General features: G+C 62.9%; 16 protein-coding genes. 10 read left to right on the top strand and 6 right to left on the bottom strand.

From position 1 onward, the window contains the following. The first annotated feature begins 8 nt into the window (after positions 1–8). The gene (locus B6V72_RS10715) at positions 9–1,358 is read left to right on the top strand and encodes a metallopeptidase TldD-related protein (RefSeq protein ID WP_088735526.1); all 1,350 of its coding nucleotides are present in this window, start codon (positions 9–11) and stop codon (positions 1,356–1,358) included. Beyond that, positions 1,345–2,130: a 3'(2'),5'-bisphosphate nucleotidase CysQ gene (locus B6V72_RS10710; protein WP_088735525.1), complete on the top strand. Its 786-nt coding sequence runs from the start codon at positions 1,345–1,347 to the stop codon at positions 2,128–2,130. The genes B6V72_RS10715 and B6V72_RS10710 overlap by 14 nt, the downstream gene beginning before the upstream one ends. Positions 2,131–2,133: 3 nt before the next feature. Here the strand turns inward: B6V72_RS10710 and B6V72_RS10705 are convergent, their stop codons facing one another. Together B6V72_RS10705 and B6V72_RS10700 are read right to left on the bottom strand one after the other, a co-directional pair. Further along, complete coding sequence (locus B6V72_RS10705; RefSeq protein ID WP_088735524.1) at positions 2,134–2,763, bottom strand: DUF1109 domain-containing protein; 630 nt, start codon at positions 2,761–2,763, stop codon at positions 2,134–2,136. Continuing rightward, positions 2,760–3,335 (bottom strand): sigma-70 family RNA polymerase sigma factor, encoded by a 576-nt coding sequence (locus B6V72_RS10700; RefSeq protein ID WP_233243067.1) that lies wholly within the window; start codon positions 3,333–3,335, stop codon positions 2,760–2,762. Before B6V72_RS10700 ends, B6V72_RS10705 begins: the two co-directional genes overlap by 4 nt. A 127-nt stretch (positions 3,336–3,462) precedes the next feature. Between B6V72_RS10700 and B6V72_RS10695 the strand changes: the two genes are divergently transcribed. From B6V72_RS10695 to B6V72_RS10675, 5 genes are all read left to right on the top strand, one after another. Then, positions 3,463–3,735, top strand: a complete 273-nt coding sequence (locus B6V72_RS10695) for a DUF2282 domain-containing protein (RefSeq protein ID WP_075776694.1) — start codon at positions 3,463–3,465, stop codon at positions 3,733–3,735. 57 nt (positions 3,736–3,792) lie between these two features. Further along, on the top strand, positions 3,793–4,635 hold the full coding sequence (locus tag B6V72_RS10690) for a DUF692 domain-containing protein (RefSeq protein WP_088735523.1): 843 nt from the start codon (positions 3,793–3,795) through the stop codon (positions 4,633–4,635). Beyond that, entirely contained in the window at positions 4,619–5,392 is a 774-nt protein-coding gene (locus B6V72_RS10685) for a DNA-binding domain-containing protein (RefSeq protein ID WP_088735522.1), read from the top strand. Before B6V72_RS10690 ends, B6V72_RS10685 begins: the two co-directional genes overlap by 17 nt. Then, the gene (locus B6V72_RS10680; RefSeq protein ID WP_206185785.1) at positions 5,389–5,856 is read left to right on the top strand and encodes a DoxX family protein; all 468 of its coding nucleotides are present in this window, start codon (positions 5,389–5,391) and stop codon (positions 5,854–5,856) included. The genes B6V72_RS10685 and B6V72_RS10680 overlap by 4 nt, the downstream gene beginning before the upstream one ends. Before the next feature lie 80 nt (positions 5,857–5,936). After that, on the top strand, positions 5,937–6,470 hold the full coding sequence (locus B6V72_RS10675; protein ID WP_240496970.1) for a flavin reductase family protein: 534 nt from the start codon (positions 5,937–5,939) through the stop codon (positions 6,468–6,470). Here the strand turns inward: B6V72_RS10675 and B6V72_RS10670 are convergent. The 4 genes from B6V72_RS10670 to B6V72_RS10655 are packed head-to-tail and all read right to left on the bottom strand — an operon-like array spanning position 6,458 to position 10,280. Beyond that, on the bottom strand, positions 6,458–7,021 hold the full coding sequence (locus B6V72_RS10670; protein WP_075776698.1) for a PqiC family protein: 564 nt from the start codon (positions 7,019–7,021) through the stop codon (positions 6,458–6,460). The genes B6V72_RS10675 and B6V72_RS10670 overlap by 13 nt on opposite strands. Positions 7,022–7,033: 12 nt before the next feature. Further along, complete coding sequence (locus B6V72_RS10665; protein WP_088719970.1) at positions 7,034–9,058, bottom strand: MlaD family protein; 2,025 nt, start codon at positions 9,056–9,058, stop codon at positions 7,034–7,036. Then, on the bottom strand, positions 9,055–9,669 hold the full coding sequence (locus B6V72_RS10660) for a paraquat-inducible protein A (protein ID WP_240497716.1): 615 nt from the start codon (positions 9,667–9,669) through the stop codon (positions 9,055–9,057). The genes B6V72_RS10665 and B6V72_RS10660 overlap by 4 nt, the downstream gene beginning before the upstream one ends. Next, a complete protein-coding gene (locus B6V72_RS10655; RefSeq protein WP_240496962.1) occupies positions 9,666–10,280 on the bottom strand; it encodes a paraquat-inducible protein A in 615 nt (204 codons plus the stop codon). Before B6V72_RS10655 ends, B6V72_RS10660 begins: the two co-directional genes overlap by 4 nt. 144 nt (positions 10,281–10,424) lie before the next feature. Here B6V72_RS10655 and B6V72_RS10650 point away from each other — a divergent pair, with 144 nt between their 5' ends. The 3 genes from B6V72_RS10650 (at position 10,425) to flgK (ending at position 14,211) form a co-directional block, all read left to right on the top strand. Further along, positions 10,425–11,273: a flagellar motor protein MotB gene (locus tag B6V72_RS10650; RefSeq protein WP_088735520.1), complete on the top strand. Its 849-nt coding sequence runs from the start codon at positions 10,425–10,427 to the stop codon at positions 11,271–11,273. 118 nt (positions 11,274–11,391) lie between these two features. Next, entirely contained in the window at positions 11,392–12,726 is a 1,335-nt protein-coding gene (locus B6V72_RS10645) for a flagellar hook-basal body complex protein (RefSeq protein ID WP_075776701.1), read from the top strand. Positions 12,727–12,756: 30 nt separating this feature from the next. Further along, the gene (gene flgK / locus B6V72_RS10640; protein WP_088735519.1) at positions 12,757–14,211 is read left to right on the top strand and encodes a flagellar hook-associated protein FlgK; all 1,455 of its coding nucleotides are present in this window, start codon (positions 12,757–12,759) and stop codon (positions 14,209–14,211) included. Position 14,212: the final 1 nt, after the last annotated feature.

Below are 14,212 nucleotides of genomic sequence, written 5' to 3'. Positions count from 1 at the left end.
AGGTGGAAATGACCAAGCCCTCCCTCTCCGATCTGACCCAATCGCTGCTCGAGGCCGCGAAGCGCGCAGGCGCCCCCGCCGCGGATGCCATTGCTGTCGATGGGCGCTCGGTTGCGATCGATGTCCGCGAAGGCCGTCTCGAACAGGCCGAGCGGTCCGAGGGCGTCGAGATGGGGCTGCGTGTCCTCCTCGGTGGCAAGCAAGCCTGCGTTTCCGCCTCCGATATTTCCGCGCGCACCTTCGAGGAAATGGCCCAGCGCGCGATTGCGATGGCCCGCGAAGCGCCGGAAGATCCGTTCATCGGCCTCGCCGATCCCTCTCAGCTGACCGACCGTCGCGATGCCGACGGAATGGAACTGGCCGATCCGAGCGCCGAACCCTCCGCCGAGGCACTGCAAAGCGACGCGCTCGAAGCCGAAGCAGCCGCGCTCGGTGTCGAAGGCGTCACGCAGGTTCAATCCGCCTCCGCCGCCTATTCCTATCGGCGTGTCCATGTCGCCGCCTCCAACGGTTTCGCGGGCGGCTACGACCGCAGTTCGCGCGTTGTCTCCGCCGTCGCGATTTCGGGCGAGGGGCTTGGGATGGAGCGCGACTGGGCCGCCGAGAGCCGTGTTTTCCAGTCCGACCTGCCAACTGCGCAGGAGATCGGGCGACTGGCCGGTGAACGCGCTGCCGCCCGCGCCAATCCGCGCCGCCCGAAAACCGGCGCCTATCCGGTGCTGATCGACGAGCGCGTCTCGGGCAGCCTGATCGGGCATCTGCTGTCCGCGGTGAACGGGCAGGCAATCTGCCGCGGGGCCTCGTGGCTGCGCGACGCTCTGGACGACCAAGTGCTGCCCGACGGCCTGTCGCTGATTGAGGAGCCGCATCGCAAACGGGTCTCCGGGTCGCGCCCCTTCGACGCGGAAGGGCTCGCTACCGCGCGCCGCGCCATCGTCGAGAACGGCGTGCTGAAAAGCTGGACGCTCGACCTCGCCTGCGCGCGCAAGCTGGGGCTGCAATCGACGGCAAATGCCAGCCGCGGCACCTCTTCGCCGCCCTCGCCCGGCATCGGTAACGTGACCCTGACCCAAGGCGACGAGACCCGCGAGGAACTGATGGCCGAAATGGGCACCGGACTTCTGGTAACCTCCTTCATCGGGGCGACGATCAACCCCAATACCGGTGATTACTCGCGCGGAGCATCGGGCTTCTGGGTCGAAAACGGCGAGCCGGTCTATCCCGTCAACGAGTGCACGATCGCGGGCAACCTGCGCGACATGCTCCGCAGCATCCGGCCCGCGAATGACGCGCGGATACATCTGAGCCATATCGTGCCCTCGCTTCTCCTCGAAGGGATGACGCTTGCCGGAGACTGATCTTCCCCTGCTCATCGAGACCGCCAAAGAGGCCGGTGCGCTCGCGCTCACATACTGGAAAAAAGCGCCCGAAGCCTGGGACAAAGGCGACGGGGCCGGTCCGGTGTCCGAGGCCGATCTAGCGGTGAACGCGCTGCTGGAAGAGCGGCTGCGCTGCGCCCGGCCCGATTACGGCTGGCTGTCCGAGGAAAGCACCGACGATCCGGCCCGTCTTAAGGCGCGCTCGACCTTCATCGTCGATCCGATCGACGGCACGCGCGCCTTCCTCGCCCATGATGGCGGCTTCGCACATGCGCTGGCCGTGGTGCGCGATGGCGCGGTCGTGGCGGGCGTGGTGCATCTGCCGGTGCACGATCTCACATATTCCGCATCGATCGACGGTCCGGCTTGCCTGAACGGGGAGCCGCTGCGGCCCGGTGCACAAGAAGTGCTGTCCGGCGCGACGGTTCTGACCTCGAAACTCTCCGACAATCCAAGCTTCTGGCGGCACGGTCAGCCGGATTATCAGCGCCATTTCCGCTCGTCACTGGCGTGGCGGCTGTGTCTGGTGGCCGAAGGGAGGTTCGACGCGACGATCTCGCTGCGTCCGGCGTGGGAGTGGGACATCGCCGCCGCGAGCCTGATCGCCCAACGCGCCGGGCTTCTGGCAACGGATCGCAATGGACGCGCGCTGCGGTTCAACCGCTCCCCGCCGCAATCGAGCGGGCTTGTCGTCGCCAACCCGGTCCTCCATGAGAAATTCATCGAGAATCTGGCGTTTTGGCCTGATTAGGGTCTACCAGCGCAGAACGCGCTTCCCGAGCAAAGCACCCACAAGCATCACGACGACGATCCCCGCGCCATACCACGTGACGTAGAAAAGCGGGCTGTCCTCGGTGCAGTGCAAGGCGTAGATCGCGGTACCCATTCCTCCGGCGGCGAGGCCCGCGAGCGCCCCGGCCCGCGCCGGGCGCGTCACCGCCCCTTTACGCAGGCTCACGAGAAGCGCGCCCAAGGCCGGGAAGGACAGCATCGGAACGGAGATCAGACAGGGCAGGATCGTCTCCCCCTTGAAATCCGCCATCCGCTGCCCGTCGGGCGTGGTCAGGTAGGCATAGACCAGAAGCGCGGCCCCGAGTGCCGGGAAGATCCAGAGCCACCCGGTCGACACCTTCGTCGTGGGCCGTCCCAAGCGCACTGCCATCGGCGTCACGAGCACGGCCAAGACCAGCGGCAGGTAAAATTTCGGGGCGATTTCCGGCGTCATAAGGGTCTGTTGCAGCGGAAACCGCAAACCATAGACCGAAATCACGAACAGCGCTGACAGGAAAAGCGCCGGCACAAGCCAGCGGCCCAGCACCTGTTTCGGGCGGGGTTCGTGCAACGTGTCCTGTTGCAATACGAATATCAGGTCTTCGGTCTTCATATCTCGATCAGCCTCTCGCGAAGCGCGGCCAGTTTTTTCAACGAACGATGCAGCATGACCCGCACCGCTCCCTCACTCATATCTAACGCATCGCCAGTTTCCGCGATGCTTTTCCCTTCGAGCCCGATGGCGCGCACCAGTTGCGCTGCGCGGGGCTCCAGATGGGTCAAAAACGTCTCTATATCGGCCTTTTCTGTAGGATCCGCCTCAGGCGCGGCGGGCAGCACCTCGGCGAAGTCCTCGACCGGAAGATGGATACGTCGCCCGCGTTTGCGAAAGGCGTCGACCACCTTGTGTCGGGCGATTGCGTAGCACCACGGCGCAGCAGGCTCGTCTTCGCGCCAAGTGTGACGCTTCAGATGGATGGCGAGCAAAACCTCCTGCACAACGTCCTCGCAATCAGCCTCTGACAACCCTCCGCCACGCGACCGCACCACCGAGCGAAGCACGGGGGTCACGGCTTGCAGGAACAAGCCATAGGCGCGCTTGTCGCCCGCATTCGCAGCCCGCAGGAGCTGCGACCAATCTGCCCGCCGATCATGCATCATCGCCGTCCCTTCGTTCGCGATCATGCCTTCGTTACAGCCGGAGCGAAAAACTTTTTTCGTTCACGCTGGCGTGAGCATCGTAACGACGCCGTGACCTCTCGCGAACGGTGATCAGGGCCGCAAGAGGCCCCAACCAATCAGGGAGACTACCATGAAGACCGAAACTACCCTTGGCTTTGCCGCTGCTCTGACATGCGCGATGGGGCTGGCCAGCGCCGCCCATGCCGAAGATCAGGCGATGGAGAAATGCTACGGCGTCGCGATGGCCGGGCAGAACGATTGCGCCGCCGGCCCCGGCACCACCTGCGCCGGCACCGCGACTATGGATTATCAGGGCAACGCCTGGAAACTCGTCCCGGCAGGCACCTGCACCTCGATCGAGACGCCGCACGGCATGGGCTCGCTCGAACCGAAAGAGATGTGACCCCAAGCGGGGCGTGCGGTCGGCGTACGCCCTGCTTTCTCATCAATGGAGGCTGCCATGACACTGCCACGCAAAGCGGGCCTCGGCTTCAAGCCAGAGCACTTTCCCGCCATATCAGAGACGAAACCGGACCTCGGGTTCTTCGAAATCCACGCGGAAAACTATATGGGCGCGGGCGGGATGCCGCATGCGATGCTGGAGCGGCTGCGCGCGGACTACGCGCTTTCGGTGCATGGCGTGGGCCTCTCGATCGGCGGGCCCGATCCGCTGGATCGCGACCACCTCGCGCGGCTCAAGGCGCTCTGCGACCGATACGACCCCGAGAGCTTCTCGGAACACCTCGCCTGGGCAAGCCATGGTGGCGTCTGGATGCACGATCTGCTGCCCCTGCCCTACACTGCGGAAACGCTGGCGCTGATCTGCGATCACGTCGATGAGGTGCAGGAGCATCTCGGCCGCCGGATGCTGCTCGAAAATCCGGCGACCTATGTACTCTTCGACAATTCCGAGATCCCCGAGACCGAGTTTCTGACCGAGATCAGCCAGCGGACCGGCTGCGGATTGCTGTTGGATGTGAACAATGTCTTCGTGTCCTGCGTGAACCACCGACAGGATCCTCGCGCCTATCTCGAGGCGTTCCCGCTGAACCGTGTCGGCGAGGTCCATCTGGCAGGTCATGAAGAGGAAGAGCTGCCCTCCGGGCCCCTGCTCATCGACAGCCACGGGCGCGAAGTCGCGGAGCCGGTTTGGTCACTTTACGCTGAAACAGTCTCTAAAACCGGACCGCTACCGAGCCTTATCGAGTGGGACAACGACGTGCCGGACTTCGCCACCTTGACGGCAGAGGCTAAGCGCGCGTCGATGATCCTGTCGGGTGACCACCATGCCCTCGCATCGTGACTTCGCCCGCGGTTTCCGCGAGGGCCTGGCCGGAGGGCCCGCGCCGCAAAACGCTACCGCCCAAGATCCAGCCGAGATCGAGCGCCGCTTCGACGTTTACCGCAACAACGTGGCGCATGGGCTGACACAGGCCCTCGCGCGGCATTTCCCGGCGATCGAGCGGCTTCTTGGCGCGGATTGCTTCAGGGGGCTCGCCCGGGCCTATATTGCCGAGCACCCGCCGCACACGCCCGTTCTGACCGAATGGGGCGGCGCGTTTCCGGCCTATCTGGCAGATGAACCTTCGCTGCAATCGCTAAGCTATCTGCCCGACGTCGCCTGCATCGAATGGGCGCGCAGCCGGGCCTATCACGCAGCCGATTCAGAGCCTATTGCGCGGGAACGCCTGCAAGAGACAGCCAAACGCGCGGGCACTCATCTGTGTCTCGATCTGCATCCGTCGGTGCAGGTTCTTCAGCTCCTGACGCCTGCGGGTTCGATCTGGGCCTCGCAACAACCAGGTGGCCCCGCTCCACCGCGGGCGACCGAATGGAGGCCGGAGACACTGCTGATTGCGCGGCGCGGGATCGCTCATGTAATCACGTCCGTCGTTCGTAGCTCGACCGGTCACTTCATCTCGACCCTGTGTGCAGGCGAAACCGTCGCCCGCGCACAAGACCGGGCGGGAGCGGATTTTGAACTCAACGCAGCGCTTCTGCTGCTGCTGGAGAATGCGCTGATCGTCGGCGCGGGCATCGAAAGAGAACACGACTTATGACCGATGCGATCGAGATGAAAACGTCAAAACAGGGTCTATTCAGGCTGTATCATCGATTTTCCGATCTAGCCCAGCGCCTACCGGAGGAGATTGTTCTGATCGGAGCGCGGCTTTTTCCAGCGATGGTGTTCTGGATGTCCGGTCGGACGAAGGTGGAAGGGTTCATGATCAAGGATTCCACCTTCACCCTCTTTCAATACGAATACGACCTGCCCCTCATTCCGCATCAATGGGCGGCGGTGCTCGCGACATTCTCGGAGCATTTCTTCCCACTTCTGCTGATCCTCGGCCTTGGCAGCCGACTTGCAGCGCTCGCGCTTCTGGCAATGACGCTGGTGATCCAGATCTTCGTCTATCCCAGCGCATGGGTGACGCATGGGCTTTGGGCAATCGCGCTTCTGACGGTTCTGATGAAGGGCCCCGGGCGGCTTTCTTTCGACAAGCTCCTTGGATTGGAACGCTGAGCCTTGCTCTCCCCGCCTGCACGATTATGTGTGAGCGCAAAGGAGAGCGGATGCGCGAGAGCGACGATATCGAAGCGGCCATGAACCATGCCGAAAGCGACGGTCGCGGCCACCAGCCCGATCCGGCGAATACGCGGTTGTTGCGCGATGCGCTCGCGCAGTTCGCGACCGGTGTGACCGTCGTCACCGCCTGCGCGCATGACGATGCGCCGGAGCCAGTCGGGATGACGGTGAACAGCTTCGCCTCGGTTTCGCTCGATCCGGCGCTGATCCTTTGGTCGGCTGCGCGCTCCTCGTTCAGGCATGCGCATTTCACTGCAACCGATGCCTTCGCGGTGCATGTGTTGCGCTACGATCAGGAAGCGCTGGCAAAGCGGTTCACGAAGCGCGGCGAGGGGTTCGAGGGGCTATCCTACAGGCTGAACGCGGCGGGTGTACCGCTGATCGACGACACGCTCGCCCGGTTCGAATGCATCACCGAGGCGCGCCACGACGGCGGCGATCACACGATCATCATCGGCCGCGTCACCCGCTTCGTTAAAGGCGCAGGGACTGATCCGCTGCTCTTTGCGGGCGGCCAGTTCGGGCGGTTCCTTCCCGATCAGCGTAGCTGAGCGATCTGCCGCGCAAGCTGCGTCACCGCCGCGCTGTTCGCTTTTGCGATGGCCTGCGGTTCCTGAGAGCCGACCGGCACCGTGAAATCGAACCGACGCACCGTTTCGCCGCTGCGCTCATAGCCGTTCGCCGAGACGAAATAGACGCCCGAGACATGCAGCAGACCATCGGCGCCCGGCAGCATCTGCTCGATCCGGACCTCGATCTTGCGCGTGGGCGGATCGGCGAGCGGCCACGGCTCGGAGATCACCGTCGCGCCGGAGAGAGACGAAATCTGCCGCGCCAGCGCCAGCGTCACTGACCGCGCCGGATCATCCGCCCAGAGGTTGTCCGGGTTCGAGCGCAGCGCCCCGTCCGGGGTCTGGAAGGCGATCTCCTGTCCGCCCGCGTAGTCCGGCAGCGACACCTCGCGCAGTTCGGCCCGGCCAAGCCGGTTCGGCAGCGCCTTTTCAGCGGTGGGCGGGTCGATCGGATAGCGTGCGATCTTCTCGGGATCGGAACAGGCCGCGAGGCCCAGGAGGCATAGCGGGATCAGGCTCAGAGCTTTCATCGTCATCTCCTGTTAGCGGCCCAGAATGAAGGACTGCGGATTTCGTTCGATCATACGCGCGAGCGAGCCGATGTTCGAGATCGCCCGACGCAGCTCACGTAGTGTGCTGAGGGTTTCGTTCGAGAAGTTGGATCCACGGCCATAGGTCGCGACGAGCGCCTGCGCCTGATCGACCAGCGATTGCAGCTTCTGCGTCAGTTCCGGCAGGCGGTCCGAAGCTTTCGACACCGAATTCGCCGCGTTCTGCGCCGCATCGAGGGTCTGGTTCAGCTTGTCGGCGGCATTGGCCTCCTTCAGCTGGTTCAAGATCGCCGCCGTCTGCGTCAGCGTATCGTTGAGCGATTGCGGCAGGTCCTGCGTGCCGGGCTTGTTCAGAAGCGCGTCGATACTGGCGAGGATCGTGTCGAGCTTGTCGCCCACGTCCTTGAGCGGCATATCCGCGATCGCAGAAGCCGCGCGATCCGCGGAAGCGAGCGTCTTGTCGAGACCCGAGATTTCTTCAAGCACCGACGAAGCAGCCTCTGTCACCCTGTCGAGCGCGGATACCGTCTTGTCTGCGGCATCCTTGTTGTTCAGATCGGTCGCGAAGGTCTTGAGCTGCTCCAGCAGGCCGGACAATTCGCGCGGCACCTTACGGGTGTCTTCGCTCTCGGCCACGGCGGAGATCGAGTCAAGTGTGCGGATGGCGGAGTTCATCACTTCCTCGATCGGCAGGCCTTCGATGCGCTTGAACACCCCTTTCGCCGATTTCGCCAGATCGTTCTCCGCCGCAGGCGCGGTCGGGATCGTCGGATAGGGATCGGCATCCAGATTCATCTCGGCATTCGGTAGATCCGGCACATCGGTCAATTCGATCACCATGGTGCCGCCCAGAAGGCCGGTATTCGCGATACGCGCCCGCAGGCCGTTCTGGATTTCGCCCTGCAGGAACTGGGTCACGGCCTCTTCGCCGGCGTCGCGCGACAGCCCGAGCCGGTCCGGCGACAGGGCGATCGTCAGCTGTTGCTGCGCGTAGCGCTGACCGGTGCTGTCCTTGCGGATCTTGATCGCGAGCGCGGTGACCTCGCCCGCCTCGACGCCACGGAACTGCACTTTCGAGCCGACTTCGAGCCCTTGCACAGGGTCGTCGAAGAGCAGCGTGTATTTTGGCGGATCGACCACATCGGACTGGAAGACAGAGTTTTCCGCAGTGTCCTTGCTGTCATAGAGCCGGAACGCTTGTTGATCTTCGACGATCCCGCCGCCGCTGGTGAAGGTGTCGAACTCCACCCCGCCCTGTACCAGCGTCGCAAGCGAGCGCACGTCGAGGCTGAGACCCGAGGTATCGAATTTCACGGAGAAGCCCGACGTGTCCCAGAACCGGGTCTGGGTGGTGAGCAGCTTGTTGTGCGGCGCTTCGATGAATGCGTCCACGATCACGCCGGAGCCGTCGTCGTCGAGCCGCAGGTTCTGCAGATGGCCCACGGTCAGCCCGTGATAGAGAACCGGCGCCCCATCTACGATCCCGCCCGCGTCCTTCGCACGCAACTCGATGATGGTGCCCTTGCTCGGATCGGGAGAGACCGGCGGCTTGTCCAGTCCCTGAAACAGGGTCTGCGAACCGTTGGGCTTGTTGTTCCAGAAGCCCTCGATATAGGTGCCCGACAGCACCGTCCCGAGGTTCTGAATACCTCGCGCCGACACTTCAGGGCGGACCAGCCAAAATTTCGCATCCTGATCGACGTAAGGTGCGACCTCGTTGTCGAGGCGCACGCCCAGCCGCACCTGCTCCAGATCGTGGGTGAACGAGACGCTCTCGACCTTGCCGACCTCGACCTCGCGGAACTTCAGAGGCGTGCCCACCTCGACCCCGGTCGCGTCCTTGAAATCGATATGGATCAGCTCCCCGCGATCCGAGACCGTCTTCCAGGCGACACCAAGCGTGATCAGCAATGCGATCAGCGGTACGATCCAGACCACGGAAAGCCGCGTCCAGATCGGGCGCGGGGCGTTGGAGGTTTCCAGTTCTGCCGGGCCGGTCTCGGGGGTGTCGTTCATGAACTCACTCTGTCAGGGCCGCGCCAGATCAGGCGCGGGTCGAAGCTTTGTGCGGATAGCATGGTGAATGCAACCGAGAGGGCGAAAGACGCGGCGGCAGGGCCGGGATGGATCGAGGCCACGAAGCCAAGCTGCACCAGCGCGGAGAGGATCGCCACAACGAAGACGTCGATCATCGACCATCGACCGATGAACTCCACCACCTCGTAGAGGTGCAGATGAGGATGACCACCCTTGCGGCGCTCGTTTCCGACCGCGATGGCGAGATAGGCGATGGCGATGAATTTCCCGATCGGGATCATCACAGAGGCCCCGAAGACGATCAGCGCCACGCCGTAATTGTGATGCCGCCATAGCTCGATCGCGCCGCCGACGATGGTGTTTTGCTGCTCGTGACCGAGCGTCGCCGTAACGAGCATCGGGTAGAGGTTGGCCGGGAGGTAGAAGATCAGCCCCGCGAACCACCATGCCCAGACCCGCTGCAGCCCGGTCTTGTCGACCTTGTGCAGCGTCGCGCCGCAGCGCTCGCAATGCGCATGATCCGGCGTCCAGACCCGACCGCAGCGGGTGCAGCCGATCAATCCGGCATCGGTGGCGGTCAGCACGTTCATTTTCGCTCGATCGCGTCCCATATCGTCCATTTGCTGACAAAGGAGTTCTTGAGCGCGATCACGATGATGAGCACGCAGAAGGCCCAGAAGGCGGGCCCGAGCGACACCTTGGCGAGACCCCCGAGTTTCACCAGCGCCACCGCTGTCCCGATGATGAAGATCTCCGCCATCGCCCAGGGCTGACTCTCTTCGGCGAGGCGAAACATGGTCGCGGCGTGTTTCCATGCGGGCTTGCCATTGGCGAGCGGCCAGAGCGTGTAGATCAGCGCGACGAAGCGGAAGATCGGCAGCGCCACGATCATCGACAGCACGAAGAAAGCCAGAGGCGCGATCCAGCCGTCGGAAAACGCCATCGCGACGCCGAAGATCGAGCTCTCGTGACTCAACCCGCGGGTGGAGATTTCGAGGAAGGGGAAGAAGATCGCCCCGATCATCAGGATCATCCCGGTGAAGGAGAATGCGACGACGTGCAGAAAGGACCTCTCGCGCGGCGAGATCAAAACGGTTCCGCAGCGCGCACAGGTCGCCCGCTTGCCATCGGGCAGATGCGTGGCGCGGTACAGCGCGTCGCATTGCGGACAGGCAATCAGATCGGCCGGGTCAACGTTCATTGTGTTCGGGTCCCCATCCATCCGCCAAATCTAGCGACTGCCAGCGCCACGACAAGGGAAGACGCCGATAGCGCACTTTTTATCCATCAATCACCTGTTAACACGCGACCACTATAGCGGACGCGGGTGAAAAGAGGTGGTGGAATGAGCAACCGCGAAAACGCCGCGCCAATTATCATCAAGCGCAAGAAGGTCACCGGCGGCGACGGACATCATGGCGGGGCTTGGAAAGTCGCCTACGCTGATTTCGTCACTGCGATGATGGCGTTTTTCATGCTGATGTGGTTGCTGAACGCGACGACCGAGAAACAACGCAAGGGCATCGCGGATTACTTCAATCCGACGATCCCGATCAACCGGATCTCTGGTGGCGGCGAAGGGGCTTTCGGCGGCGATTCCGTCTTCTCCGAGGATCAGATCGCGCAGACCGGTACCGGCGCCATCTCGCAGCGCCCGACCGAAGAGCGTCAGGCCCGCGGCGAGAAATCCGCCGAGGACAAGCAGAACAGCGACAAGGCCGCTTTCAAGGAGGTGGCCCGGGCCATCGAACAGGCGCTGATGGGCGTCGGCGGAGAGTCGATGGTCAGCGAGCAGCTCGCCCGCCACATCGTGACCCGGGTGACCGACGAAGGGCTGATCATCGAGATTTCCGATCTACCCGACGCGCCGCTGTTCGTCGGCGACACGGCCAAGCCGCAGCCGGTGCTCACCGATCTGGCGAAGATCCTTACGCGCGTCTTCTCGATTGTCGCGAATAACGTGGCGATAAACGGCTACACGAAATCCTATCCGAAAATGTTGGCCAAGGACCCGGTCTGGGAGCTTTCGGCCGCGCGTGCGCAAGCGATGCGTGAATTGCTGAACGGGGCCGGGTTCCCTCCCGAGCGCATGCAACGCGTAAGCGGCTTCGCCGATCGCAAACCGAAGGTCACGCGCGCGATGGATCTGCGCAACAACCGTCTCGAAGTGATCGTTCTGCGCAATGGCCGGTAAGGCGCCCTTAGCGAAGAGGAAACCACAGAGGTAAAAGGACGGACTCGTTAGGGCGATCTTAAATACCCGCGCGCAAAGGTAAGGGGAATTTCGGACTTAGCAGCAGAAAGGCGCATCCATGTCCATTTCTTCCTCGCTCAATGCGGGCGTGGCCGGCTTGGCCGCGAATGCCACCCGCCTTGCAACGATCTCGGACAATATCGCCAATTCGGGCACCTACGGCTACAAGCGCGCCGTCACCGAATTCGAGAGTATCGTCATCAATCAGGCCGCGAAGACCGGCTCCTATTCCGCCGGTGGCGTCCGCGCAGCCACGAGCCGCTTGATCGAGGAGCGTGGCTCGCTCGTCTCGACATCGAACGCGCTCGATATAGCAGTGTCGGGCCGCGGCATGCTCCCCGTGATGACTGCGGTCGCGCTCGACAATTCGACGGGAGACGAGCCGCTGAAGATGACGACGACCGGCGCCTTCCGCAGCGATGTGAACGGGACGTTGATGACGGAATCAGGGCTCGTTCTCCTCGGTTGGCCCGCCAGCGCGGACGGGACGATCCCGACCTTCGCGCGCGACACGATGTCGGGCCTGGAACCCGTCGTGATCAATGCCAACCAGACCGCCGGCGACCCGACCACGACACTCAATCTCGGCGTCAACCTTCCCGCCACCGACACGGAGGCCGGGGCGAGCGGCGATACGCTGCCGCTCTCGGTCGAATATTTCGGCAATCTCGGAACCTCCGAAACGCTCGATATCACCTTCCATCCGACGGTCCCCGCAACTGGCTCCTCCAACGAATGGGCGATGGTCATTCGGGACAGCGCGACGGTCGATGATCCCGGCACCGCCGGAATCGATGAAAGCGTCATCGGGCGCTACGTGCTGACCTTCGACGACAGCCGCAGCAGCGGCGGCACCCTCGCCTCCGTCAATGTCATCGATGGTGGCTCCTACGATTCCGCAACCGGCACGCTCGATCTCACCGTGGCAGGCGGACCGCTCAGCGTCACGATCGGCAAGATCGGTGATACCAACGGGCTGACCCAGCTATCCGACAGCTTCTCGCCCACATCGATCACGAAGGATGGCTCGCCAGTCGGTAATCTCACTGCGGTCGAGATCGACAAGGACGGCTATATCAAGGCGACCTATGACACCGGCTTCATCCGCACCGTCTACCAGATTCCGCTTGTCGACGTGCCCAATCAGAACGGCTTGATCGCGCTCGACAACCAGACGTTCGAAGTGTCGTCGAAGTCGGGCTCCTTCTTTCTCTGGAATGCTGGCGACGGTCCCACAGGCTCGATCGAGGGATACGCCCGCGAAGGATCGACAGTCGACGTCGCAGAGGAGTTAACCAATCTGATCCAGACGCAGCGCGCCTATTCCTCCAACGCCAAGGTGATCCAGACGGTCGACGAAATGCTGCAGGAAACCACCAATATCAAACGCTGATCCTGATCGGACCGGCTAAAGGAGGTCAAAATGGGAATCTCGCAAACGCTGTCCAATGCCTTGTCGGGGCTCACCGCGGCTTCGCGTATGGTAGAGGTCGTCGCCTCCAACACCGCGAATGCGCTTACCGAAGGTTACGCGAGGCGCGAGGTTTCACTTGGCGCCCAGATGGTCGGTCGGCAAGGCGCCGGAGTCCGCGTTCTGAGCGTGGATCGTATCGTCAACGAGACTCTTCGAAGTGATCTTCGCCTCTCCGACGCCGCAACACAAAACGCGTCGCTCCGCTACGATTTCCTGTCGACCTTCGAAGCCCGTATCGGCACACCAGAGGACGCGAGTTCCCTGTCGTCCAAATTTGCGCAGTTTGAAGCTTCGCTCGTTGAAGCTGGCAGCCGCCCAGAAAGCGAAGCCCGCCTAGCCACTGTGCTGGACTCCGCCCGGGCCGTCACGGATCACTTGAATGCGCTTTCGGCACATCTGCAGGACAGCCGAATGACTGCAGACCGGCAAATCGCGGCACAGGTCGACACCCTGAATACCGCCCTCTCGCAGGTAGACGAACTCAACGCTACGATACTGGCTGGAAAGGCAGCGGGCCACGACACGAATGCGATCAAGGATCAACGCCAAACATTGGTCGACCAGATCTCCAGCATCGTCCCCATCCGGCAAGCCACCCGCGAAAACGACCAAATCGCACTCTTTACCACGGGCGGCGCCGTTCTTCTCGAAGGGAACCCCGTAGAAATCGGTTTCATATCAACCGGCATTATCACACCGGATATGACCTACGTCGGAGGCACCCTCTCCGGCTTGACCCTCAACGGAAACGCCGTCTCAATCGACGAGGACGGCTTCCTCGGCGGCGGATCACTGGGTGCTCTCTTCACGATCCGTGATACGCTCGCCCCAGACCAGCAAATCCAGATAGATGCACTCTCTCGCGACCTCATTGAGAGGGTCAGCGATCCGGCGATCGACCCGACACTCAGCGGCGGCACAGCAGGGCTTTTCACCGATGATGGAGGCCCGCTCGATCCGCTCGATGAAACCGGCCTCGCCGGCCGGATCGCTATCAACCCGCTTGCGGACCCTGAACAAGGCGGCGCGCTCTCCCTGCTGCGCGACGGGCTCGGTGCCGCCTCCCCCGGCCCTGTGAGCAACGCGGAAAATCTTTTTGCCCTCGCCTCCGCCTTCACGACCCCATCCGCGCCCAGCTCTGGCAATTTCGGTTCCTCGCGTCATTCGAGCGCGGAACTTTTCGCGAGCTTTCTCTCCCAAGTGACGAGCGACCGACAACGCAGTGAAGCGACACAAACCTACGCAAAAACCCGCTACGATACATTGAAAGAACAGGCGCTCGCGGATGGTGTCGATACAGATCACGAAATGCAGAAACTTCTGCAAATTGAAGAACTTTATAGCGCCAACGCGCGGGTCATCCAAACCGCGGACGCGCTGATCAAACAGCTTCTGGAGATTTGAG

It is taken from the genome of Thioclava sp. F34-6, assembly GCF_002213235.1.
Taxonomy (GTDB): Bacteria; Pseudomonadota; Alphaproteobacteria; order Rhodobacterales; family Rhodobacteraceae; genus Thioclava; species Thioclava nitratireducens.
This window is presented reverse-complemented; position numbering and strand designations above follow the sequence as displayed.

Coding starts and splice junctions, on each gene's coding strand:
- B6V72_RS10660 (WP_240497716.1), bottom strand. CDS start 9,669: ATGAACGTGCTGACCGCCACCGATGCCGGATTGATCGGCTGCACCCGC.
- B6V72_RS10690 (WP_088735523.1), top strand. CDS start 3,793: ATGACACTGCCACGCAAAGCGGGCCTCGGCTTCAAGCCAGAGCACTTT.
- B6V72_RS10645 (WP_075776701.1), top strand. CDS start 11,392: ATGTCCATTTCTTCCTCGCTCAATGCGGGCGTGGCCGGCTTGGCCGCG.
- B6V72_RS10695 (WP_075776694.1), top strand. CDS start 3,463: ATGAAGACCGAAACTACCCTTGGCTTTGCCGCTGCTCTGACATGCGCG.
- B6V72_RS10665 (WP_088719970.1), bottom strand. CDS start 9,058: ATGAACGACACCCCCGAGACCGGCCCGGCAGAACTGGAAACCTCCAAC.
- B6V72_RS10680 (WP_206185785.1), top strand. CDS start 5,389: ATGACCGATGCGATCGAGATGAAAACGTCAAAACAGGGTCTATTCAGG.
- flgK (WP_088735519.1), top strand. CDS start 12,757: ATGGGAATCTCGCAAACGCTGTCCAATGCCTTGTCGGGGCTCACCGCG.
- B6V72_RS10675 (WP_240496970.1), top strand. CDS start 5,937: ATGAACCATGCCGAAAGCGACGGTCGCGGCCACCAGCCCGATCCGGCG.
- B6V72_RS10700 (WP_233243067.1), bottom strand. CDS start 3,335: ATGATCGCGAACGAAGGGACGGCGATGATGCATGATCGGCGGGCAGAT.
- B6V72_RS10705 (WP_088735524.1), bottom strand. CDS start 2,763: ATGAAGACCGAAGACCTGATATTCGTATTGCAACAGGACACGTTGCAC.
- B6V72_RS10715 (WP_088735526.1), top strand. CDS start 9: ATGACCAAGCCCTCCCTCTCCGATCTGACCCAATCGCTGCTCGAGGCC.
- B6V72_RS10685 (WP_088735522.1), top strand. CDS start 4,619: ATGCCCTCGCATCGTGACTTCGCCCGCGGTTTCCGCGAGGGCCTGGCC.
- B6V72_RS10650 (WP_088735520.1), top strand. CDS start 10,425: ATGAGCAACCGCGAAAACGCCGCGCCAATTATCATCAAGCGCAAGAAG.
- B6V72_RS10655 (WP_240496962.1), bottom strand. CDS start 10,280: ATGAACGTTGACCCGGCCGATCTGATTGCCTGTCCGCAATGCGACGCG.
- B6V72_RS10670 (WP_075776698.1), bottom strand. CDS start 7,021: ATGAAAGCTCTGAGCCTGATCCCGCTATGCCTCCTGGGCCTCGCGGCC.